Source organism: Enterobacter sp. CPE_E890, from assembly GCF_046521475.1.
Taxonomy (GTDB): domain Bacteria; phylum Pseudomonadota; class Gammaproteobacteria; order Enterobacterales; family Enterobacteriaceae; genus Enterobacter; species Enterobacter adelaidei.
Genome location: NZ_JBKFZW010000001.1, coordinates 501,007 through 523,538 on the forward strand (window position 1 = coordinate 501,007; position 22,532 = coordinate 523,538).

Annotated in this window: 18 protein-coding genes; 9 read left to right on the forward strand and 9 right to left on the reverse strand. The window is 54.2% G+C overall.

The genetic code is table 11. The annotated features are described in order from the left end of the window. Positions 1-92: 92 nt before the first annotated feature. Positions 93-713, forward strand: coding sequence for an FKBP-type peptidyl-prolyl cis-trans isomerase (gene fklB / locus ACLHV9_RS02430; RefSeq protein ID WP_028016460.1), 621 nt, complete (start codon positions 93-95; stop codon positions 711-713). Positions 714-1,025: 312 nt separating this feature from the next. Further along, a complete protein-coding gene (gene cycA / locus ACLHV9_RS02435) occupies positions 1,026-2,435 on the forward strand; it encodes a D-serine/D-alanine/glycine transporter (RefSeq protein ID WP_049005168.1) in 1,410 nt (469 codons plus the stop codon). 95 nt (positions 2,436-2,530) lie between these two features. Here the strand turns inward: cycA and ytfE are convergent, their stop codons facing one another. Continuing rightward, positions 2,531-3,193 carry an iron-sulfur cluster repair protein YtfE gene (gene ytfE / locus ACLHV9_RS02440; RefSeq protein ID WP_028016462.1) on the reverse strand — a complete coding sequence of 221 codons (663 nt, stop codon included), beginning with the start codon at positions 3,191-3,193 and terminating at the stop codon, positions 2,531-2,533. A 242-nt stretch (positions 3,194-3,435) separates the two neighbouring features. Between ytfE and ACLHV9_RS02445 the strand changes: the two genes are divergently transcribed. Next, entirely contained in the window at positions 3,436-5,085 is a 1,650-nt protein-coding gene (locus tag ACLHV9_RS02445) for a methyl-accepting chemotaxis protein (protein WP_129324129.1), read from the forward strand. Here the strand turns inward: ACLHV9_RS02445 and ACLHV9_RS02450 are convergent. The 3 genes from ACLHV9_RS02450 to ACLHV9_RS02460 form a co-directional block, all read right to left on the reverse strand. Next, positions 5,082-6,047: a DMT family transporter gene (locus tag ACLHV9_RS02450; protein ID WP_407220127.1), complete on the reverse strand. Its 966-nt coding sequence runs from the start codon at positions 6,045-6,047 to the stop codon at positions 5,082-5,084. The genes ACLHV9_RS02445 and ACLHV9_RS02450 overlap by 4 nt on opposite strands. A 75-nt stretch (positions 6,048-6,122) precedes the next feature. Next, positions 6,123-6,947, reverse strand: coding sequence for an AraC family transcriptional regulator (locus ACLHV9_RS02455; protein ID WP_028016465.1), 825 nt, complete (start codon positions 6,945-6,947; stop codon positions 6,123-6,125). Between the two features lie 81 nt (positions 6,948-7,028). Then, the gene (locus tag ACLHV9_RS02460) at positions 7,029-7,877 is read right to left on the reverse strand and encodes an SDR family oxidoreductase (protein ID WP_410376027.1); all 849 of its coding nucleotides are present in this window, start codon (positions 7,875-7,877) and stop codon (positions 7,029-7,031) included. A gap of 84 nt (positions 7,878-7,961) precedes the next feature. Between ACLHV9_RS02460 and ACLHV9_RS02465 the strand changes: the two genes are divergently transcribed. Next, entirely contained in the window at positions 7,962-8,345 is a 384-nt protein-coding gene (locus tag ACLHV9_RS02465; RefSeq protein ID WP_407220130.1) for a winged helix-turn-helix transcriptional regulator, read from the forward strand. Between the two features lie 71 nt (positions 8,346-8,416). On the opposite strand, the gene ACLHV9_RS02470 is transcribed toward ACLHV9_RS02465, so the two are convergent. Beyond that, positions 8,417-10,360, reverse strand: coding sequence for a bifunctional 2',3'-cyclic-nucleotide 2'-phosphodiesterase/3'-nucleotidase (locus tag ACLHV9_RS02470; RefSeq protein WP_049005173.1), 1,944 nt, complete (start codon positions 10,358-10,360; stop codon positions 8,417-8,419). 190 nt (positions 10,361-10,550) lie between these two features. Here ACLHV9_RS02470 and cysQ point away from each other — a divergent pair, with 190 nt between their 5' ends. After that, entirely contained in the window at positions 10,551-11,291 is a 741-nt protein-coding gene (cysQ, locus tag ACLHV9_RS02475) for a 3'(2'),5'-bisphosphate nucleotidase CysQ (RefSeq protein ID WP_028016469.1), read from the forward strand. Here cysQ and ACLHV9_RS02480 read toward each other — a convergent pair. Continuing rightward, positions 11,285-11,842, reverse strand: coding sequence for a YtfJ family protein (locus ACLHV9_RS02480; RefSeq protein ID WP_407220131.1), 558 nt, complete (start codon positions 11,840-11,842; stop codon positions 11,285-11,287). The genes cysQ and ACLHV9_RS02480 overlap by 7 nt on opposite strands. A gap of 324 nt (positions 11,843-12,166) precedes the next feature. Between ACLHV9_RS02480 and ACLHV9_RS02485 the strand changes: the two genes are divergently transcribed. Next, on the forward strand, positions 12,167-12,373 hold the full coding sequence (locus ACLHV9_RS02485) for a DUF1107 domain-containing protein (protein WP_028016471.1): 207 nt from the start codon (positions 12,167-12,169) through the stop codon (positions 12,371-12,373). A gap of 71 nt (positions 12,374-12,444) precedes the next feature. Here the strand turns inward: ACLHV9_RS02485 and ACLHV9_RS02490 are convergent, their stop codons facing one another. After that, positions 12,445-13,782, reverse strand: a complete 1,338-nt coding sequence (locus ACLHV9_RS02490) for a hemolysin family protein (RefSeq protein WP_028016472.1) — start codon at positions 13,780-13,782, stop codon at positions 12,445-12,447. 208 nt (positions 13,783-13,990) lie between these two features. Further along, positions 13,991-14,632 carry a peptide-methionine (S)-S-oxide reductase MsrA gene (msrA, locus tag ACLHV9_RS02495; protein WP_208594673.1) on the reverse strand — a complete coding sequence of 214 codons (642 nt, stop codon included), beginning with the start codon at positions 14,630-14,632 and terminating at the stop codon, positions 13,991-13,993. Between the two features lie 224 nt (positions 14,633-14,856). Here msrA and tamA point away from each other — a divergent pair, with 224 nt between their 5' ends. Genes tamA through ACLHV9_RS02510 form a run of 3 tightly spaced genes read left to right on the forward strand, consistent with a single transcriptional unit; the run spans position 14,857 to position 20,710 of the window. Beyond that, positions 14,857-16,590, forward strand: a complete 1,734-nt coding sequence (gene tamA, locus ACLHV9_RS02500; protein WP_407220132.1) for an autotransporter assembly complex protein TamA — start codon at positions 14,857-14,859, stop codon at positions 16,588-16,590. Then, positions 16,587-20,363, forward strand: a complete 3,777-nt coding sequence (gene tamB / locus ACLHV9_RS02505; protein ID WP_108089456.1) for an autotransporter assembly complex protein TamB — start codon at positions 16,587-16,589, stop codon at positions 20,361-20,363. Before tamA ends, tamB begins: the two co-directional genes overlap by 4 nt. 2 nt (positions 20,364-20,365) lie before the next feature. Beyond that, a complete protein-coding gene (locus ACLHV9_RS02510) occupies positions 20,366-20,710 on the forward strand; it encodes a gamma-glutamylcyclotransferase (RefSeq protein ID WP_014830431.1) in 345 nt (114 codons plus the stop codon). A gap of 42 nt (positions 20,711-20,752) precedes the next feature. Here the strand turns inward: ACLHV9_RS02510 and ACLHV9_RS02515 are convergent, their stop codons facing one another. Next, positions 20,753-22,336 carry a methyl-accepting chemotaxis protein gene (locus ACLHV9_RS02515; protein ID WP_407220133.1) on the reverse strand — a complete coding sequence of 528 codons (1,584 nt, stop codon included), beginning with the start codon at positions 22,334-22,336 and terminating at the stop codon, positions 20,753-20,755. Positions 22,337-22,532: the final 196 nt, after the last annotated feature.

Below are 22,532 nucleotides of genomic sequence, written 5' to 3' on the forward strand. Positions count from 1 at the left end.
CGGTTTGTCACCTTAACTTCAGACAAAGTTTTACCCATAAGGGCATGGCTGATATGCTGCCCGCTACTTTAAATGTGATGGAAGGAAATCCCATGACCACCCCGACTTTTGACACTATCGAAGCGCAGGCAAGTTACGGTATCGGCTTGCAGGTAGGACAGCAGCTGAGCGAATCCGGCCTGGAAGGTCTGTTACCTGAAGCGCTGGTGGCGGGTATCGCTGATGCGCTGGAAGGCAAACAGCCTGCCGTTCCGGTTGATGTTGTGCACCGTGCGCTGCGTGAAATCCACGAACGTGCTGACGCTGTACGTCGCGCACGTTTCGAAGAGATGGCAGCAGAAGGTGTTAAATTCCTGGAAGAGAACCGCGAGCGTGAAGGTGTGAACAGCACGGAGTCAGGCCTGCAGTTCCGCGTGATCAACCAGGGCGATGGTGCAATCCCGGCTCGCACTGACCACGTTCGTGTGCATTACACCGGTAAACTGATCGACGGTACTGTGTTCGACAGTTCTGTTGCGCGTGGCGAACCGGCTGAATTCCCGGTGAATGGTGTTATCGCGGGCTGGATCGAAGCGTTGACCCTGATGCCAGTCGGATCCAAATGGGAACTGACTATTCCGCACAACCTGGCTTACGGCGAGCGTGGTGCTGGTGCATCCATCCCGCCATTCAGCACGCTGGTCTTTGAAGTCGAGCTGCTGGAAATTCTGTAATCGACTTTTCTTATTTCCTCTCCCCGGTTGGGGAGGGGAAAATAGTGTTAAAACCTATAGTTACGATGTAATCAATATTTTATCTTGCAAACGAAACTGTTGCGTGTATTTTTGTGAGCTGTTTCGCGCTGTATGAGTGATATGACACTCACTTTCAACATATTATTAACATAATATCTAAATCATAGTATTCATCCCGCCGATTCTTACCTAATATCGATAAGCCCTTACAAAGGGATCGTCATTTTTTGACGTATTTAAAGGCCAGAAGAGCCTTAACAACACAGACAGGCATAAACAGGAAAATATCACATGGTAGATCAGGTCAAAGTCGTCGCCGACGAAGAGGCGCCGTCTGAACAGTCGCTACGGCGCAATCTCACAAACCGTCATATTCAGCTCATTGCCATTGGAGGAGCCATTGGTACCGGGCTGTTTATGGGGTCAGGCAAAACTATCAGTCTTGCCGGGCCGTCGATCATATTCGTTTATATGATTATCGGTTTTATGCTTTTCTTCGTGATGCGTGCAATGGGTGAATTGCTGCTCTCGAATCTCGAATACAAATCCTTCAGCGACTTTGCTTCTGACCTCCTCGGGCCATGGGCGGGCTATTTCACTGGCTGGACCTACTGGTTCTGCTGGGTCGTCACCGGTATGGCGGATGTTGTAGCGATTACGGCTTACGCGCAGTTCTGGTTCCCCGGCCTTTCGGACTGGGTGGCTTCGCTGGCGGTCATTGTTCTGCTGCTGAGCCTTAACCTCGCCACCGTTAAAATGTTCGGTGAGATGGAATTCTGGTTCGCGATGATCAAAATCGTGGCCATCGTAGGGCTCATCGTGGTGGGGCTGGTGATGGTTCTCACGCACTTCCAGTCGCCAACGGGCGTTCAGGCCTCGTTTACTCATCTGTGGAATGATGGTGGTTGGTTCCCGAAAGGCATTAGCGGCTTCTTTGCGGGCTTCCAGATTGCGGTATTTGCTTTCGTGGGCATTGAACTGGTGGGGACCACGGCTGCAGAGACCAAAGATCCTGAGAAATCTCTTCCGCGCGCCATTAACTCAATTCCGGTTCGTATCATCATGTTCTACGTCTTCGCGCTGGTCATCATTATGTCCGTGACGCCGTGGAGCTCTGTCGTGCCAACCAAGAGCCCGTTCGTTGAGCTGTTCGTCCTGGTGGGTCTGCCAGCGGCAGCGAGCCTGATTAACTTCGTGGTGCTGACCTCTGCGGCCTCTTCTGCCAACAGCGGCGTATTCTCCACCAGCCGTATGCTGTTTGGTCTGGCGCAGGAGGGCGTGGCGCCGAGCGCGTTCGCCAAGCTGTCTAAGCGGGCGGTACCGGCAAAAGGGCTGACCTTCTCCTGCATGTGTCTGCTGGGTGGTGTGGTGATGCTCTACGTGAACCCAAGCGTGATTGGCGCGTTCACCATGATTACCACGGTCTCTGCGATCCTGTTTATGTTCGTCTGGACCATCATCCTTTGTTCATACCTGGTGTACCGCAAGCAGCGTCCACACCTGCATGAAAAATCGATCTACAAGATGCCACTGGGCAAGTTGATGTGCTGGGTGTGCATGGCGTTCTTCGTCTTCGTGCTGGTTCTGCTGACGCTGGAAGATGATACCCGTCAGGCACTGATCGTCACGCCGCTGTGGTTTATTGCGCTGGGGCTGGGTTGGGTGTTTATCGGTAAGAAACGTATGGCAGGCATAAGGTAAAAGCAAAACGGCAACGTCAGTTGCCGTTTTTAGTTTTTGCACCCTCTCCCGGTGGGAGAGGGCCGGGGTGAGGGCATCAGGCCGCAGCGGCTTTTTTATTCCCCGGATAATGCACGTGGGAACAGAACGTTATTCTCAAGACTGATGTGTTCCATCAGGTCGTCGATCGTTTCGTTAATGCCGTTGTACATCGCTTTCCAGGTGGTACAGGCTTCTGGCGGCGGTGTAACGTTGCCGGTAGTGTGTTTGATCACTTCCAGCAGTTCACCTGCTTCATCGTGTTCGCTTTCCATCACGCTGATAGGCCCCATTGCCTGACTGCCCATTCCCTGTTTGATCATCGGGAAGAGGATCTGCTCTTCTTTCATCATGTGGCTGGAAAGTTCTTCGTGCAGCATAGTCAGGTATTTTGCCAGGCCGCGCGGTACGGAAGGTTTGTCGGCATGTACGCGCTCGACTTTGGTTGCCTGCAGGATCAGTTCCGGCAGCTGTTCACGGTGACGGTCATGGTATCGTACGATGATATGGTCGATGATTTCAGCGAGCGGGGCAGTTCGCCAGTCTTTGTCGACGGGCTGCTCGGCCAGCAGCGCCAGCTCTGCTTCAATCACCTCAACATCCAGCTCTTTGCGCGAGGCTGCACGCGCCAGGGTTTGCTTACCGCCACAGCAGTAATCCATGTCGTATTTACGAAACAGCGCAGAAGCGCGAGGGATGGAGAGCGCCAGCTCGCCGAGGGGTTGGTCGCGATAGGCCATAGCAGTTACCTCGTCATCAATAATATAAGATGCATATTAAATGCATCTTTAAGCAAGCGCTATAACCCTTTAGAGGGAAGGGGGGAAATGAGATTCGGATCACAAAAAATCGCTCTTATTAACTCCCTGAATGGACTTAAGAAAGTGGTTTAGAAAGTTTTTAAAGGCGTAGAAACAGTAAACAACCCGTCGCGCCTGCCGATATATCCACGTCAAACAAACCTGCATATAAAAGGCAACGCATGTTTAAACGTATAAAAGTTATTACCCTTCTGATTTCGGTGCTGCTTGTACTCGGCATTATGCAACTGATCTCCGCTGGTATCTTTATCAACGCGCTGAACAACGATAAAGACAACTTCACCGTGTCGCAGCTTTCCAGCAAGAATGTGGCGGAATTCACCGATGCGTGGATCAGTCTGAACCAGGCCCGCGTCACCCTGAACCGTGGGATGTTGCGCCTGCAAAGCAGCATGGCCTCTCAAATTAACGGTGGTCAGCTGAATGAGCTGGTGACGACGGCTAAAAATCTGCTGACTGAAGCACAGGTTCATTATGATAAATACAATGCCTTGCCGAATACTCCTGGTCTGGATGAGAACCTGACGAATCGCCTGGAGGAGCAGTACCGCAATTATTCTGCGACGCTGGCACAAATGAACGTGTTGCTGAGCCAGGGTAATCTGGAAGATATGTTCAAGCAGAATGCCGAGCAAAAACAAAACGCGATGCAGACGGTTTATCGTGAATGGCGTGAAGCGCAGGCCGCGCTCAGTGATAAAGGCATCAGGGATAATGAAAGCGACTACAAACGCATCCTGTGGATCCTTTCTGCTGTCATGCTGCTGGTCATTGTGGTCATTATCTCCAGCTGGATCGCCATGCGCCGCGTGCTGTTGCTTCCGCTGGAAGAGATTATCAGCCATATCCGCGCCATTGCGGCAGGCGATTTAACCCAGCCGATTCAGGCTGACGGTAAGAACGAGATGGCGATCCTTGCGCACAACGTTCAGGAGATGCAAGCCTCACTGGCGAATACCGTGGGTGTCGTGCGTCAAGGCGCTGATACTATTTACACCGGGGCGGGCGAAATCTCTGCGGGCAGTAACGATCTCTCTTCCCGTACCGAGCAGCAGGCCGCTTCTCTGGAAGAAACGGCAGCCAGCATGGAACAGCTGACGGCAACCGTGAAACAGAACGCCGATAACGCGCGTCAGGCTTCTCGTCTGGCACTGGATGCTTCTTCAACCGCGAAGAAGGGCGGTCATGTGGTGGAAGGAGTGGTACGCACCATGGATGAAATTGCTACCAGTTCCAGCAAAATTGCGCAAATTACTAACGTAATCGACGGAATTGCTTTCCAGACGAATATTCTGGCGTTGAACGCGGCGGTGGAAGCTGCCCGTGCAGGCGAGCAGGGACGTGGTTTTGCGGTGGTAGCCGGTGAAGTGCGTACCCTGGCACAGCGCAGCGCCCAGGCCGCGAAAGAGATCAAAGCGCTGATCGATGATTCCGGTGAGCGCGTGAATGCAGGTTCTCAGCTGGTGAATGAAGCGGGCGCGACGATGGCGGAAATTGTCAATGCAGTCACTCGCGTCACCGACATCATGGGCGAAATTGCCTCTGCGTCTGACGAACAGAGCCGTGGTATTGATCAGGTTGGCCAGGCCGTGGCAGAGATGGATCGCGTCACTCAGCAGAACGCCTCGCTGGTGGAGGAGTCTGCGGCAGCGGCAGCAGCGTTGGAAGATCAGGCTGCACGTCTGAACGAAGCGGTGGCGGTATTTAAAATTATCCGCAACCAGACGGTCAAAGTAGCTCCGGTGAAAACCTATGCACCAAAGGCGCAGCCCGTAGCGGCTGCGTCTGAGGCCAACTGGGAAACGTTCTAACTCTCCGACGCCGGAACAATCATCGGTTTTTCCGGCTTCGCTCTTACCGCCATCACCACCCCGATGACCAGCAGCGCGATCCCCCAGGCCGTGAATAACGGCGGCACGCTCTGGCGCATCAGGAAGGTGTAAAGCAGCCCGGCCAGGGTTTCGAAAACAATCAGCGGCCCTAAGATCACCGTCGGCAGCTTCTGACTGGCAATATTCCAGCACAGCGCTCCCACCCATGAGCACAGCACCGCAATCGCAACCATCAGGCCAATAAACACCCACGGCCTTGGCCCGAAGGGCTGGGTGAAGTCTGGCTGTTGATGGCCTAACCAGATGCACGCCCCGGCATATCCCACCAGTGAGACGGGCAGCGTCACCAGCGCCTGCGCCGTTGCCCACATCATCGGATGCTTGTCCGGGTTCTCCCGCAGCCAGCGTGCATTTCGCAGGGCATACCATGCCCAGCACGCCACGGAAATGAACGCCAGCATAATGCCAGAACCGTACCGCCACAGGTCAACATTCGCCTGCCCATGACGCAGCTCGGCAATATTGACGCATACCAGCCCCACGGCGGTGCATCCCAGCGCTGGCACCATTTTTGACCACGCCAGTTTGCCATCGCGCTGGCTATAGAGCAGGTTAGCAAAGACGGGGATAACGACCGGCAGCGTGCCGATAATCATGGTAGACACTGGCGCCCCGGTACGCTGAATGGCGCTCGCGAGGCAAACGTAATAGATAAGATTGCCCATCATGGTCAGCGCCAGCGCGGTACCCCAGTCCTGACGGCTGAGCTGACGCAAGCGCGCGCGTCCCAGCCACGCCAGGGGCAGGGCAATCAGCCCCAGCGCCAGGTAACGTCCGGTCGACTGCAGTATTGCCGGATATTCGGGCACGATCAGCGGGCCGACAAAGATTAACCCCCACATCATCCCTGCCAGCAGGGCATACAACACACCACTAATCATTTTTCCATCCACAGGTATTTACGCTGTACTCAGTGTAGGAGGGGCAAAGTGGCGCGTATTGTATGAGATTGCGCTTTAACGTCGGGTGACCTGCTTCTGGTAGCGCACGGGGGTAATGCCGTAGCGGCGGGTAAACGCGCGGGTTAAATGTGACTGATCGGTCAGCCCGGTTGCGGCGGCGACTTCGGCTGCAGGCATACCGTGCGTGAGGAACGCTTTGGCCCGCCACAGGCGGATGGCCATCAACATCTGATGCGGGGTAACGTGAAAATGGGCTTTGAACTGGCGCAGAAAATGGTACGGGCTCAGCGAAACAACGTTGGCCAGTTCATCCAGCGTCAGGGCGTGCATATAGTTATCGTGCAGATATTCGCGTACCCGTTCGAAGCGGTGTGCGCCTTCGCGGATCAGCGGCGCGTGATGGGCGAGCGGCTGGAAAGTGTCAATGAGATCCAACAAAAGCCCTTTTTGAGCCAGCGGGTCGTCCGTATGCCACAGACCATAGATGAGCCTGCCGATTTGCTGTGAGCGTAGCGGGTCATACCGGGTGACATCGCTAAACCACCAGTGACGAAGGCCTGTCACCTCTTCCAGCAGATCGGGGTCGATATAGACCATCCGGTAACGCCAGCCACCTTCGGTGGCGGACTCGCCGGTGTGGATCTCGTCCGGATTCATGGTGACGACGGATTTTTCAGACGCGAGGTGTTGGGTACCGCGATAGCGAAAGCGTTCCGCACCGGTCTCGATGGTGCCGATGCCAAAGGCTTCGTGGGTGTGAGGCTCAAAGGCGTATTCAGAAATATGCGCGTGATAAAGTTCAAGGCCCGGCAGTTCCGCCAGATGGCGAAAGCGCGCACTGTCTCTCTCATCAATAAACTGTTCCGGTACGCCTTGCACGTTGAACCTCCTCATGGGTCATCTCTCCATTATCAAAGATGACCCGAGGGGATGCCACAAAAAATAACCAGTTCGTAACAATTACAGAATTGCGTTGACGCTGTCTGCCAGCGAAGTGGTTGGGCGACCGATCAGTTTGCTCAGGGTATGGCTGTCATCGAACAGGCCGCCTTTGGATGCGCCCACGTCAGAGTCCGCCAGCATATCCGCCAGCCCGGCCGGAAGACCAACCCCCTTCAATGCGGCGGCAAAGTCCGCTTCACTCAGGTTCTGATACGCTACGTTTTTGCCGCTTTGCTTGCTGAGTTCTGCAGCCAGATCGCTCAGTGTCCAGCTATTGTCACCCGCCAGTTCGTAAACTTTGCCTGCATGACCTTCTTCAGCGATGACTTTTGCTGCCGCAGCAGCGTAATCCGCACGTGTGGCTGAGGCAATTTTGCCGTCACCCGCAGCCCCTATAAACACGCCGTGCTCCAGGGCTGGTGGTGCACTCGCCAGATAGTTTTCGGTATACCAGCCGTTGCGCAGCAGGGCATAAGGAATGCCGGAGGCCGCCAGCGCTTTTTCAGTGGCAACGTGTTCAACGTGCAGGCCGAGCGGTGATTTATCTGCATGCAGCAGGCTGGTGTAGGCGATGAATTTCACGCCCGCCGCTTTAGCGGCGTTAATGACGTTTTGATGCTGCGCGGCGTGCTGGCCGACTTCGCTGGAGGAGATCAGCAGGAGTTTATCCACGCCGTTCAGCGCCGTGGTAAACGCTGCCTGGTCAGTATAATCCGCCTGACGCACGACAATACCTTGTTGGCTGAGTGCCCCGGCTTTTGCCGGATTACGCACAATGGCCACAATCTGGTTGGCCGGAACGGATTTTAAAAGTTGTTCGATAACAAGATGGCCAAGCTGGCCGGTAGCACCGGTAATTGCGATCATGAGAGAACTCCTTCGTGTTTGTCTTGTGTTGTGGCACACTATCACTGACACTAACTTTTAGTAAGTACGTACAAAAAGGTAAGTATGAAAATGACGTCAACACTCAGTGAACTGTTACGAGACGGAAACCTGTTTGCCGAACAGTGCCCATCGCGCGAGGTGTTAAAGCATGTTACAAGCCGTTGGGGCGTGCTGATCCTGGTGGCGTTACGTGATGGCACGCATCGCTTTAGCGATCTGCGCCGCAAGATGGGCGGCGTGAGCGAGAAGATGCTGGCTCAGTCGCTTCAGGCGCTGGAGCAGGACGGGTTCGTTGATCGCGTTTCGTATCCTGTTGTGCCGCCGCACGTAGAGTATAGTCTGACGTCGTTAGGTATTGAGGTAAGTGAGAAAGTCGCCGAGCTGGCGGACTGGATTGAGGTGAATACGCCGAAGGTGATGGCGAATCGGGACGATCGGGCGGCCTGATGCCCTCACCCTCTCCCGGCCGGGAGAGGGAACAAACACTAATAACGGCAACGTGCGTTGCCGGTTTGTTTTTACCTGCTCAAATCCACCTGATAAATCGCGAACCCGATATCGTCCGTCGCTACCTTCTTCATCGGGTACTGCGCCTTATCCTTAATGAACGTTGCCGCCTTATCGGACGGTGATGTTTCAAAGCGGATGTCCAGCTTCGTATCGCTGTGAATCGGCGCCAGGCGCCAGTTGTTATCCACCGCCGGGTGAATTTCGCCTGCTTTTTTCGATTCTGCACTGATCCATGCGGCCAGTACTGAGCGGTTTTCATCCGGTGAGGCAAAGGCGATGTGGCTGTCGCCTGTCCCGGCAAACTTACCGCCATAGGCGCGATAGTTATTGGTTACGACCAGGAACGTGGCATTCGGATCAATGGCTTTGCCATTGAAGGTCAGGTTTTTGATGCGCTCCGCCTGCGGGTTAATGGCCTGACATTCGCCGTCATATTTTGCAGGTTGGGTGACATCAATCTGATAATTTACGCCGTCGATCACGTCGAAGTTATAGGTGCGGAATCCGTCCCAGTTAATCAACGATTGCGGTTTACTGCTGTGTGGATCAATCTGGTTGAACTGCCCGGCGGAACACTCCAGCCACTCTTTCACCTCTTTGCCCGTCGCTTTAACCACCACCAGGGTGTTCGGGTAGAGATAGAGGTCGGCGGCGTTACGGAAGGTCAGCTTGCCTTTTTCGACTTCAACATAGCTGGCTGGGTCGTTCTTACGTCCACCCACTTTGAACGGTGCGGCGGCAGACAGCACCGGCAGTTTTGCCAGATCCGGATCGCCCTGAACGAAGTGCTCGGCGTAGGCTTTCTGCGCCATGTTGACGACCTGGACGGTCGGGTCGTCCTGCACCAGCGCCAGGAAGCTGTACATATTGTCAGCGGATTTACCGATCGGCTTACTGACGAATTCGCGCGTGGCGTCGTGATCGTGCTTCAGCACGTTGACCAGTTTTTTATCTTCAGCGGCCAGCGATTTTTTGGCGGCAGCATCATAAATGGGGCGCGCTTCGGCTTTCGACTGGGTAACCTTCCAGCTGCCGCTGTCATTATTCAGAACCAGATCGACGACGCCGAGGTGGTCACCCCACATCCCGGGCATAACCGACGGTACGCCGTTGAGCGTCCCTTTTTCGATGTCAGCCCCTTTGATGCTGGCAAAGTCTTTACCGGGGAAGACCGCGTGAGCGTGGCCGAAGAGGATCGCGTCAACACCCGGCACTTCACTCAGGTAGTAAACCGAGTTCTCCGCCATCGCCTGGTATGGATCGGCTGAAAGACCTGAGTGAGCAACAACGACCACTAAATCGGCCCCTTTCTCGCGCATCTCCGGCACGTAGTGGCGCGCGGTCTCGGTGATGTCATTAACGGTCACTTTACCGCTGAGGTTTGCCTTATCCCACGTCATGATTTGCGGCGGTACAAAGCCGATATAGCCGATTTTCAGCGTCTGTTTTTTACCGTCCTTGTCGACAACCTCGGTCTCTTTAATCAGGTAAGGGGTAAACAGTGGCTTTTGGGTCTTAACGTCGATGATATTGGCATTAACATACGGGAATTTGGCCCCTGCCAGTGCATCATGCAGGTATTTCAACCCGTAGTTAAATTCGTGGTTTCCCAGGTTGCCGACGGTATAGTCCAGCGTGTTCATCGCTTTATAAACAGGATGGATCTCGCCTTTTTTCAGTCCCTTTGCCGCCATGTAATCGCCAAGCGGACTCCCCTGAATGAGATCGCCATTGTCGACCAGTACGCTGTTTTTCACTTCTTCGCGGGCGGCGTTAATCAAACTGGCCGTGCGTACCAGTCCGAATTTTTCCGTAGGGGTATCTTTGTAGTAATCGAAGTCCATCATGTTGCTGTGCAGATCTGTCGTTTCCAGAATACGCAGATCGACTGTCGCTGCCTGCACGCTTGCTGCAATCAGCGTCGCCAGGAGCGTTGCGCTAAACTTAATCATCAGAGGAGTCCTTTTTTCGATCCAGGCCACAAAAGAGTATGTATCTATAGCTTGTTGCTTACAGAAATGTGAATCCTGACAGAAAAATGTGTGCTGAAACCGGAATTACTTCACAGATAGCGGAATTGTTCACATTACGATATAACTAAAACAAAGAGTTAACCTCACTGCGTTAACAAAGAGGTGGAGAATGTTAGATAAAATTTGTCAGCTCGCACGGGATGCGGGGGACGCCATCATGCAGGTGTATGACGGTGTAAAACCCATGGAGGTCGTCAGTAAAGCAGACGACTCTCCGGTCACGGCAGCAGATATCGCGGCGCATAAGGTGATCCTGCAAGGGTTGCAGGCCTTAACGCCGGAGATCCCTGTATTGTCAGAAGAGGCACCACAGAGCTGGGATGAACGTCAACACTGGCAACGTTACTGGCTTGTCGATCCGCTGGACGGAACTAAAGAGTTCATCAAGCGTAACGGTGAATTCACCGTCAATATCGCCCTGATTGAGAAGGGCAAAGCGGTGCTGGGTGTGGTCTATGCGCCGGTAATGAAAGTGATGTACAGCGCCGCAGAAGGGAAGGCCTGGAAGGAGGAGTGCGGTGTGCGTAAGCAGATTCAGGTTCGCGATGCGCGCCCGCCGCTGGTGGTGATAAGTCGCTCTCACAGCGACAGCGAATTGCAGGAGTATCTGCAACAGTTGGGTGAACACCAGACCACCTCAATTGGCTCATCGCTGAAATTCTGCCTGGTAGCGGAAGGTCATGCGCAATTGTACCCTCGCTTTGGGCCAACCAACGTTTGGGATACTGCCGCCGGACATGCCGTTGCTGCGGCAGCCGGGGCGCATGTCCATGACTGGCAGGGAAAGACGCTGGACTACACCCCGCGCGAATCCTTCCTCAACCCCGGCTTCCGCGTCACGATTTATTGAGCCAGTAGCTTGTGCAGCAGGGCAACCACCTGCTGCACCTCTTCCTGGGTTAACGCCCCGTCTTTCACCCACTGTACCCGGCCGTCTTTATCCAGCACGATAATGGCGGAGCTCTCTTCTTCCAGCTGCCAGGCCTGACGCGTCACGCCGTTACTGTCGACGATAAACTGCGACCACGGGTAGAGCTTTTTATTGCTCTCAAGGCTTGAACGCACAAACATACCGGAGCCAGGAATGGCGTCATCGGTATTCACAATCGTGGTGGTCTGATAGCGGTCATGGGGGAATTTTGCCACCTTGATCGCTTCCACCAGGTTGGCATTTTTCTCTTTTGCGGATGTACGACCGGCAATATGTTGTACAACTCTCACTTTGCCTGCGAGCTGCGCGCTATTCCAGGGTTTGTAGCTAAACTTATCATTGTCGAGAATCAATTCTCCCCGGTCAGCAATACCGACTGGCGGTACACGTTGTCCTTTTTCAATGTTGTGAGCGCAAGCCCACAGGGGCAGCAGCAGGCAGGCTGCTGCAAGGATATTACGTAGGGTCATGGCGTTTCCTTATTGTTTGCAGGTGATCCGACCACTTGGTCTTACGCTTTTAATCATAAGTGCGATCAATGTGGTTTTCCCGCAATCCCGATGCCAGTTTGCGGGTGAACGCACATATCCATGAAAAAACGACGGCTTATACTGCCCTGAGTCACGGTTTGCAAAGATTATTCTGAATAATTGTAATCAAACGGTAAATAAACTTATGCATACTGGGTATCAAGGTTGTTCTGGTCTATAGTCAATGGGCATTAAAATTTGCGCTCAGGACAGTCGGGCCGATTGTGGCGCCGCAAGAGCGTATGATTCGCAGGAGATACAAGAATGAAAATTTTCCAACGCTACAACCCGCTTCAGGTGGCGAAGTACGTGAAGATCCTGTTCCGTGGACGGTTGTATATCAAGGATGTTGGCGCTTTTGAGTTTGATAAGGGCAAGATTCTTGTCCCAAAAGTGAAGGATAAGCAGCACTTGTCTGTGATGTCCGAAGTCAACCGTCAGGTTTTGCGTCTGCAAACTGAGATGGCTTAACCAGCGTGCTATGCAGTAGTTAAAAAAACGGCTCCCGATGGGAGCCGTTGATGTTTGTGGGGACAGGAATTTTACGCTGACACCTTCTCTTCTACATCCGGCAGCTTCGGTACCAGCACGGTCGGTTTATTGTCGATACGCGTCACCAGCAGCTGGTCGATGCGGTAGTTATCAATATCCACCACCTCAAACTTGTAGCCGGAGAACTTCACCGAGTCGGTACGTTTCGGGATCTTACGCAGCATAAACATCATAAAGCCGCCGATGGTCTCGTAGTTACCGGACTGAGGGAACTCGTCAATATCCAGCACGCGCATCACGTCTTCAATCGGTGTGCCGCCATCAATCAGCCATGAATTATCGTCACGCTGAACAATCTGCTCTTCCAGGCCCTGGCCAACCAGGTCACCCATCAGGGTAGTCATCACGTCGTTCAGGGTGATAATACCTACCACCAGCGCGTATTCGTTCATGATCACCGCGAAGTCTTCCCCGGCGGTTTTGAAACTTTCCAGCGCTTCTGAGAGGGTCAGGGTGTCCGGCACAATCAGGGTATTGCGGATTTGCACGCCGCTGGTGAGCGCCAGGCTCTGGTTTGCCAGCACGCGGTTGAGCAGATCTTTGGAATCGACATAACCGATGATGTGGTCGATATCTTCATTACAGACGAGGAACTTGGAGTGAGGATGCTCCGCCACTTTGTTCTTCAGACTCTGCTCATCTTCATGTAAATCGAACCAGATAATGCTTTCACGACCCGTCATGGAAGACGGCACGGTGCGGGATTCCAGTTCAAACACGTTCTCGATCAGCTCGTGTTCCTGCTTACGCAGCACCCCGGCCAGCGCACCCGCTTCCACAACGGCATAGATATCGTCGGAGGTGATGTCGTCTTTGCGCACCATTGGCAGCTTAAAGATGCGGAAAATCACGTTCGCCAGGCCGTTGAAGAACCATACCAGCGGGCGGAAAACAAACAGGCAGAAGCGCATCGGGTTGATGATACGCAAAGCCACAGCTTCTGGCGCAATCATACCGATGCGTTTCGGGGTCAGATCAGCGAAGAGGATGAACAGGCCTGTCACCAGCGAGAAGGAGAGAATAAAGCTCAACTGCTCGGCGAGTTCGGCAGACATGTACTGAATAAAGAGGCTATAAAACGCCGGCGAGAATGCTGCATCGCCCACGATACCACCCAGAATCGCGACCGCGTTCAGGCCAATCTGCACCACGGTGAAGAACGTACCGGGGTTTTCCTGCATCTTCAGAATGCGAGAGGCGTTAATGTTGCCTTCATCGGCAAGCAGTTTGAGTTTGATTTTACGGGACGCGGCCAGCGAGATCTCAGATATCGAGAAAAATGCACTGACGGCAATAAGACAAAGTATTACTAAAATACTGTTTAACATAGTTTATCCGGCTTCTCGCCAGATCCTCGGAAGGGAAGTTGATACCATTTGTGTGAAAACACGTAGAACGTCAGCTCGTAGCGTTGAGCTGATTATTTCAGCGGGTAGTATAGCGTAAAGGAGTGTAAACCTGCCAGAGGTCACGTTTTGGCAGAAAAAGTGATGATTTTCAAACCCGGCGAAATCCATTTCTGCCAGATTCAAGCGGCTATTCTGCTTGCGGCGGCAGGCAGACGCCAATACCACCAATGCCGCAGTAGCCGTACGGGTTTTTATGCAGATACTGCTGGTGATCGTCTTCGGCATAGTAGAACGGTTTCGCCGTCGCGATTTCCGTGGTCACCTCGCGCGTATCGCCAGCATCACGCATGGCTTTCTGGAAGCGCTCAAGGCTGGCATGAGCGGCAGCATCCTGCTCCGGTGTGAGCGGATAAATGGCCGAACGATATTGTGTGCCGTGGTCGTTACCCTGACGCATGCCCTGCGCCGGGTCGTGGTTTTCCCAGAACACCTGCAGAAGCTGCTCGTAGCTAATCACCGCAGGGTCATACACCACACGAACGGCTTCCGCATGGCCGGTTTCGCCAGAGCACACTTCGCGGTAGGTTGGATTTGGCGTGTAACCGCCAGTATAACCGGCTGCCGTGCTGTAAACGCCGGGCAGTTGCCAGAACAGGCGTTCCACACCCCAGAAACAACCCATCGCAAACAGGGCGATTTCCATTCCATCAGGAACGTTGGTCATTGAATGGTTGTTTACGGCGTGTAAGGTCGCCACAGGCATAGGCGTGTTGCGTCCCGGTAATGCATCAGCTTGTGAAACAAGATGCGTTTTGTCGAATAAACTCACGATGGGGTCTCCCGGGGGCCGATGTTTCGGTTAAGGTTGTCACGAAGCGTTTAATTGAACACAATAAATGCGCTAAATGAGTCTAGATTTAATCATAAGAAATATTTGGGTGTTGCACCCATTTTCAACCCGCGATGTGGGTTTTTGGCTAACAGGCCGTATTTTGCCGCGGAGCGGCAGTGCATTTGCTTCCAGGGTGGAAACAGGGATATTCAGGAGAAAACGTGATAAAAATCCGCCAGTTATGTTTGGTCAGTTTGCTACTAACAAGCGGGATTGCCAGTGCGGCGAACGTTCGTTTGCAGGTTGAGGGGTTGTCCGGGGCGCTGGAAAAAAACGTGCGTGCGCAGTTGTCGACCATCCAGAGTGATGAGGTGACGCCGGACCGCCGTTTTCGCGCGCGCGTAGATGACGCGATTCGCGAAGGGCTAAAAGCGCTGGGTTATTACGAACCTACCATTGATTTTGACCTACGCCCGCCGCCAAAGAAGGGGCGCCAGGTGCTTATTGCCCGCGTCTCGCCGGGTGAGCCGGTACTGATTGGCGGCACAAACGTCATCCTGCGCGGTGGAGCGCGCACAGACCGGGATTATCTGGATCTGCTCAGTACGAGGCCGAAAATCGGCACGGTACTTAATCACGGTGATTACGACCATTTCAAAAAAGAGCTGACGAGCGTTTCCCTTCGTAAGGGCTACTTTGACAGCCAGTTCAACAAAAGTCAGCTTGGCATTGCGCTGGACAGACATCAGGCCTTCTGGGATATCGATTACGACAGTGGGGAGCGCTATCGTTTTGGCGATGTTACCTTTGAAGGATCGCAAATCCGTGAAGAATATCTGCAAAATCTCGTGCCCTTCAAAAAAGGGGATTACTACCAGTCGAGCGATCTGGCGGAACTGAACCGTCGCCTTTCAGCCACCGGATGGTTTAATTCCGTGGTTGTCGCGCCGGAATTTGATAAGTCGCGCAAAACCAAAGTGTTGCCACTGCATGGCGTCGTCTCGCCACGGATCGAGAACACCATTGAGACCGGTATGGGTTATTCGACGGATGTCGGTCCGCGCGTGAAGGCCACATGGAAAAAGCCGTGGATGAACTCGTACGGCCACAGCCTGACGACCAGCGCGAGTATCTCCGCTCCGGAACAGCAGCTCGATTTCAGCTATAAAATGCCCTTGCTGAAAAACCCGCTGGAGCAATATTACCTGGTTCAGGGGGGCTTTAAGCGTACCGACCTGAATGATACCAAGTCAGATTCCACCACCCTTGCCCTGTCACGCTACTGGGATCTCTCCAGCGGCTGGCAGCGTGCCATTAACCTGCGCTGGAGTCTCGACCACTTTACGCAGGCCAACGTCACCAACACCACGATGTTGCTCTATCCGGGGGTGATGATCAGCCGTACCCGCTCACGCGGCGGTCTGATGCCTGACTGGGGCGATTCCCAGCGTTATTCCATTGATTACTCCAACACTATGTGGGGTTCCGATGTCGACTTCTCGGTGATTCAGGCACAAAACGTCTGGATCCGTACGTTGTATGACAAACACCGCTTTGTGATGCGCGGCAACCTCGGCTGGATTGAAACCGGCGACTTCGACAAAGTCCCGCCGGATCTGCGCTTCTTCGCCGGTGGCGACCGTAGCATTCGCGGCTATAAATACAAATCCATTGCGCCAAAAGATGACAGCGGCAAGCTGATCGGTGCGTCGAAACTGGCCACCGGCTCGCTGGAGTATCAGTACAACGTCAGCGGTAAATGGTGGGGGGCGATGTTTGTCGACAGCGGCGAAGCGGTGAGCGACATCCGCCGCAGCGATTTCAAAACCGGCGCGGGCGTGGGTGTGCGCTGGCAGTCACCCGTCGGGCCCATCAAGCTCGATTTCGCCGTTCCGGTGGGCGACAAAGAAGAGCATGGTTTACAGTTTTACATCGGTCTGGGGCCTGAATTATGAGTTTATGGAAGAAGATAAGCCTCGGGGTGCTGATTTTTATCGTACTGCTGCTCGGTACGGTGGCGTTTCTGGTGGGAACGACGACCGGGCTGCACCTGCTGTTTAACGCCGCTAACCGCTGGGTGCCGGGACTTGAAATTGGTCAGGTGACGGGCGGCTGGCGCGATCTGCGTCTGAAGAACATTCGCTATGAGCAACCTGGTGTGGCCGTAAACGCCGGGGAGTTCCACCTTGCGGTGAAGCTGGGCTGTCTGCGGGACAGCAAGCTGTGCGTCAACGATCTGTCGCTAAAAGATGTTAACGTGGCGATAGATTCAAAGAAAATGCCGAAGTCTGCGCCGGTCGAGGAAGAAGACAGCGGCCCGCTGAATCTCTCCACGCCGTATCCGATCGCGCTCTATCGGGTGGCGCTTGATAACGTCAATATCAAAATCGACGACACCACCGTCTCCGTGATGGATTTCACCTCCGGCCTGCGCTGGCAGGAGAAAAACCTCACCCTGACGCCGACGTCCCTGCAGGGATTACTGATCGCGCTGCCGAAAGTGGCCGACGTGGCGCAGGAAGAGATCGTTGAGCCGAAGATCCAGAACCCGCAGCCGGAAGAGAAGCCGCTGGGTGAAACGCTGAAAGACCTCTTCTCGAAACCCGTCCTGCCGGAAATGACCGATGTTCATCTGCCGCTGAATCTCAACATTGAGGAGTTCAAAGGCGAGCAGCTGCGTCTGACCGGCGATACCGATCTGACGGTCTATAACATGCTGCTTAAAGTCAGCAGTATTGACGGCAATATGAAGCTCGACGCGCTGGATATCGACACCAACCAGGGCTCGGTGAATGCCTCTGGCAACGCCCTGCTGCGCGACAACTGGCCGGTGGACATCACACTCAACAGCGCCCTGAATATTGACCCGCTGAAAGGCGAAAAAGTGAAGGTCAAAGTGGGCGGTGCGCTACGCGACAAACTGGACGTCGGTGTGAATCTCTCCGGCCCGGTAGATATGGTCCTGCGGGCGCAAACTCAACTGGCAGAAGCGGGTTTACCGCTCAATGTTGAAATGGTCAGTAAACAGCTTTACTGGCCGTTCACCGGCGAAAAACAGTTCCAGGCCGATGACCTGAAGCTGAAGCTGAGCGGCAAGATGACCGATTACACGCTCTCGTTCCGTACCGCAGTGAAGGGGCAGGGCGTGCCGCCCGCGAATATCACGCTGGATGCGAAGGGCAATGAACAGCAGGTTAATCTCGACAAACTGACCGTTGCGGCGCTGGAAGGCAAAACCGAGCTGACCGCGCTGCTCGACTGGCAGCAGGCGATCAGCTGGCGCGGCGAGCTGAAGCTGACGGGTATTAACACCGCCAAAGAGGTGCCGGACTGGCCGTCGAAGCTGGATGGCCTGATCAAAACCCGCGGCAGCCTGTACGGCGGCACGTGGCAGATGGACGTGCCGGAAATCAAACTCACCGGGAACGTGAAGCAGAACAAGGTTAACGTTGAGGGCTCGGTCAAAGGTAACAGCTACCTGCAGTGGACGATCCCGGGTCTGCACGTAGCGCTGGGCCGCAACACGGCGGATATCAAAGGCGAGCTGGGGGTGAAAGATCTCAATCTGGATGCCACTATCGACGCGCCGAATCTGGATAATGCTCTGCCGGGCCTGGGTGGCACGGCGAAAGGGTTAGTGAAAGTGCGCGGGACGGTAGACGCCCCCCAACTTCTGGCGGATATCACGGCCAATAACCTGCGCTGGCAGGAGCTGACTGTCGCCCGCGTTCGCGTTGAAGGGGATGTGAAATCCACCGATCAGATCGGCGGTAACCTGAACCTGCGCGTGGAGCGCATTGCTCAGCCGGACGTGAACATTAATCTGGTGACGCTGGAAGCGAAAGGCAACGAAAAGCAGCACGACCTCCAGCTGCGTGTGCAGGGTGAGCCGGTCTCCGGGCAGCTTCACCTGACAGGAAGCTTTGATCGTAAAGAGGAACGCTGGAAAGGTCTGCTTGATAACACTCGCTTCAACACACCGGTCGGGCCGTTGGCGTTGTCACGCTCTATTGCGCTGGACTACCGTAACGCGGAACAAAAGATCAGCATCGGACCACACTGCTGGACCAACCCAAATGCTGAGCTGTGTATACCTCAGACCATTGATGCGGGCGCGGAAGGGCGCGCGCAGATCAACCTCAATCGCTTTGACCTGGCGATGCTGAAGCCGTTTATGCCAGATACCACGCAGGCCAGCGGCGTCTTTAGCGGGAAGGCCGATGTCGCCTGGGACACCACTAAAGAAGGGCTGCCACAGGGTAGCGTCACGCTTTCGGGTCGTAACGTGAAGGTGACGCAACAGGTGAATGATGCGCCGCTGCCGGTAGCCTTTGACACCCTGAACCTGAGTGCGGATCTACATAATAACCGTGCAGAGCTGGGATGGCTTATCCGTCTGACCAACAACGGTCAGTTTGATGGACAAGTGCAGATTTCCGATCCGCAAGGACGGCGTAATCTTGGCGGCAACGTCAATATCCGTAACTTCAACCTGGCGATGGTGAACCCGATTTTCGACCGCGGGGAAAAAGCGGCAGGCATGCTGAATGCCAATTTGCGTCTGGCTGGCAACGCGCAAAGCCCGCAGCTGTTTGGTCAGATGCGGCTCAGCGGTGTGGATATCGACGGCAACTTCATGCCATTTGATATGCAGCCTAGCCAAATCTCGATGAACTTCAACGGCATGAGTTCAACGATTAGCGGCTCGGTGTTGACTCAACAAGGGCAGATCAACCTGAGCGGCGACGCAGACTGGAGTCAGCTCAATAACTGGCGCGCCCGTATTGCCGCAAAAGGCAGCCGAGTGCGTATCACCGTACCGCCAATGGTTCGCCTGGATGTCTCACCTGATGTGGTCTTTGAAGCCACGCCAAGCCTCTTCACGCTCGACGGACGCGTCGATGTGCCATGGGCACGCATTGTGGTTCACGACGTGCCTGAAAGTGCGGTGGGTGTTTCAAGTGATGAAGTTATGCTCAATGAAAATCTGAAACCTGTCGAACAGAAGAGCGCTGGCATACCGATTAATAGTAACCTTATCGTGCACGTGGGGAATAACGTGCGGTTGGATGCGTTTGGGCTGAAGGCAAGGCTCACGGGTGATCTGAAGGTGGCGCAGGATAAACAAGGGTTGGGCCTGAACGGGCAGATTAATATTCCTGAAGGGCGTTTCCATGCCTATGGTCAGGATTTAATTGTGCGTAAAGGTGAACTGTTGTTCTCCGGTCCACCGGATCAACCTCTGTTGAATATCGAAGCGATTCGTAACCCGGAGGCAACGGAAAACGACGTCATCGCGGGTGTACGCGTCACCGGTTCCGCCGACGAACCGAAGGCGGAAATCTTCTCTGACCCGGCGATGTCACAACAGGAAGCTCTTTCTTACCTGTTGCGTGGACAAGGTCTGGACAGCGGTCAGAGCGACAGTGCGGCGATGACCTCGATGTTAGTGGGTCTGGGGGTTGCACAAAGTGGGCAGGTTGTGGGTAAAATCGGCGAGACGTTCGGCGTAAGCAATCTGGCGCTGGACACCCAGGGCGTGGGTGACTCCTCGCAGGTGGTGGTCAGCGGCTATGTACTGCCGGGTCTGCAGGTAAAATATGGTGTGGGGATCTTTGACTCACTGGCAACACTCACGTTACGCTATCGCCTGATGCCTAAGCTATATCTGGAAGCAGTGTCCGGCGTAGACCAGGCACTTGATCTGCTCTATCAGTTTGAGTTTTAGCAATGCGAATATTTGTCTACGGCAGTTTACGAACCAAGCAAGGCAACAGTCACTGGATGACCAATGCCCTGCTGCTGGGGAATTACAATATCGAGAACTACCAGTTGTACAGCCTGGGCCACTATCCAGGCGCGGTTCCCGGCGAAGGAACAGTACAGGGTGAAGTCTATCGTATTGATAACGCGACACTTGCCGAACTTGATGCCTTGCGCACCAGGGGCGGTGAATACGCGCGCCAGTTGATCCAGACTCCGTACGGAAGCGCGTGGATGTATGTCTACCAGCGTCCGGTCGAAGGGTTAACGCGGATTGTAAGCGGTAACTGGTTAGACAGAGACCAGTACTGAAAAAAAACAACGCCACCGAAAGGTGGCGTTGTTTTTTGTGGGCTAAATGGCTTCCCGACGCAGCTTGAATATCTGCACCGATTCCAGAAGCTGTTCCGCCTGGCGATGCATTGCCTGCGCCGCGGCGGAAGATTCTTGCGACAAGGTCGCATTTTGCTGTGTTGCCGTATCCATATGCGTGACGGCCACATTGACCTGATCGATCCCGGTACTTTGTTCGTGGCTGGCATGAGAAATTGCCTCAATCAGTTCACTCACCTTACTGACGCTGTGCAGAATATCCGCCATCGCTGCGCCGGCTTGCTGCACCTGGCCATTCCCCTCGTCAATGCGGTTAACGGAGCGGTCGATCAGAACGCGGATATCTTTGGCGGCGGCGGCTGAACGTTGCGCCAGGGCGCGCACTTCTGCTGCAACGACGGCAAAACCGCGGCCTTCAGTTCCCGCGCGCGCCGCTTCAACAGCAGCGTTAAGTGCCAGGATATTGGTCTGGAAGGCGATACTGTCGATCATGCTGATGATGGAGTTGATCTCGCTGGAGAAATTATGAATTTCACTCATGGTGTGCATCGCACGTTCAACGGCCTCTTCGCCCTGGCGGGCTACCTGACGGGCATTACGGGCAAGATCGCTGGCAGTGCGTGAATGTTCTGCGTTGCTTTTCACGACCGATGTCAGCTCCTCCATGGATGCTGCAGTCTGTTCCAGTGCGCTGGCCTGCGCTTCGTTGCGGGAAGAAAGCTCATGACTACCGCTGGCAATCTGCGCTGATGCGGTGGCGATGGTTTCGGTACCCTTACGTACTCCAGAGACAATACGCGTGAGGTTTTCATTCATCTCCTGCAGAGCGCGCATGAGCTCAGCCGTTTCATCTCGACCGGCCACGGTAAAGCGGGACTGCAAATCACCGGCGGCTACGGTACGCGCTATCGTGACGGCTTGTGCCAGCGGAAGAGTAATGCTGCGAATCAGCCACCAGGTAACTAGCATCCCGGCCGCCAGCGTGAGGGCCATTGCCAGCACCAGCATCCATTTTGTCTTCTGATACTGCTCCTGATTGCGGGCGATGGTCTGCTGGTGAATAGTCTCGGCATGCTGCAATGTACGGGCCACGACGTTGTCGATCATTTTTGTCGGCTCGCGGTCAATCCCTGTAACCTGCTTGTCCACGCGCTGGGCGCTGGTGAGATCTCCCACCTGGTAGGTAGCCAGTGCCGCCAGGTATTTCTGTTCGAGGCTGGCGTGGATGTCGCGCGTTGCCAGCACTTGTTGATTATCCATGCCAATTTTCGGCAGAAGCTCACTTAGCCGGGTCAGCAGTGTCTGCGTGTTCTGACTTTCTGCGACAAAGGCCTTTTTGTATTTATCGAATGCTTCTTGCCCCTGCGCGCCACGAATCAGGGTGTTTTTCCACTCCTGGACCTGGATCTTGAATTGCACCTGAGCATTGCGTGCAGTATCTATGCTGCTGGTAATGGTTTGTTCCATCGCCATAATCTGTTCGTTCTGCGCCTGGCTGTCGCTGTTGATCAACAGGCCACGCAGACCAATAAAAAGTGTTGCAAGCAGCAGAAGTGACGCCAAAAGGCCCAGTCGCTGCCCAATTGTGAGTGTGTTGAGTTTCATGATTTCCTGTTATATGAAAAAGCGATTGCGCTCATATCACGGGAGGTATCGACCGTCGGCAGGGAGACTTTAAGAAGAAAAGTGGGGATAAGGCAGGTAAAAAGCGATATCTAATTAATATTATGAGACAAAATCTCTTTATGACGTTTTTGTGACAGTTCAGAGAGACAAAAAAGCCCCGACTTGCGGGGCTTTA

Bases quoted from the DNA above. Each gene is read 5' to 3' on its own strand.
- fklB (WP_028016460.1), top strand. From the start codon at position 93: ATGACCACCCCGACTTTTGACACTATCGAAGCGCAGGCAAGTTACGGT.
- cycA (WP_049005168.1), top strand. From the start codon at position 1,026: ATGGTAGATCAGGTCAAAGTCGTCGCCGACGAAGAGGCGCCGTCTGAA.
- ytfE (WP_028016462.1), bottom strand. From the start codon at position 3,193: ATGGCCTATCGCGACCAACCCCTCGGCGAGCTGGCGCTCTCCATCCCT.
- ACLHV9_RS02445 (WP_129324129.1), top strand. From the start codon at position 3,436: ATGTTTAAACGTATAAAAGTTATTACCCTTCTGATTTCGGTGCTGCTT.
- ACLHV9_RS02450 (WP_407220127.1), bottom strand. From the start codon at position 6,047: ATGATTAGTGGTGTGTTGTATGCCCTGCTGGCAGGGATGATGTGGGGG.
- ACLHV9_RS02460 (WP_410376027.1), bottom strand. From the start codon at position 7,877: ATGATCGCAATTACCGGTGCTACCGGCCAGCTTGGCCATCTTGTTATC.
- ACLHV9_RS02465 (WP_407220130.1), top strand. From the start codon at position 7,962: ATGAAAATGACGTCAACACTCAGTGAACTGTTACGAGACGGAAACCTG.
- ACLHV9_RS02470 (WP_049005173.1), bottom strand. From the start codon at position 10,360: ATGATTAAGTTTAGCGCAACGCTCCTGGCGACGCTGATTGCAGCAAGC.
- cysQ (WP_028016469.1), top strand. From the start codon at position 10,551: ATGTTAGATAAAATTTGTCAGCTCGCACGGGATGCGGGGGACGCCATC.
- ACLHV9_RS02480 (WP_407220131.1), bottom strand. From the start codon at position 11,842: ATGACCCTACGTAATATCCTTGCAGCAGCCTGCCTGCTGCTGCCCCTG.
- ACLHV9_RS02485 (WP_028016471.1), top strand. From the start codon at position 12,167: ATGAAAATTTTCCAACGCTACAACCCGCTTCAGGTGGCGAAGTACGTG.
- ACLHV9_RS02490 (WP_028016472.1), bottom strand. From the start codon at position 13,782: ATGTTAAACAGTATTTTAGTAATACTTTGTCTTATTGCCGTCAGTGCA.
- tamB (WP_108089456.1), top strand. From the start codon at position 16,587: ATGAGTTTATGGAAGAAGATAAGCCTCGGGGTGCTGATTTTTATCGTA.
- ACLHV9_RS02510 (WP_014830431.1), top strand. From the start codon at position 20,366: ATGCGAATATTTGTCTACGGCAGTTTACGAACCAAGCAAGGCAACAGT.
- ACLHV9_RS02515 (WP_407220133.1), bottom strand. From the start codon at position 22,336: ATGAAACTCAACACACTCACAATTGGGCAGCGACTGGGCCTTTTGGCG.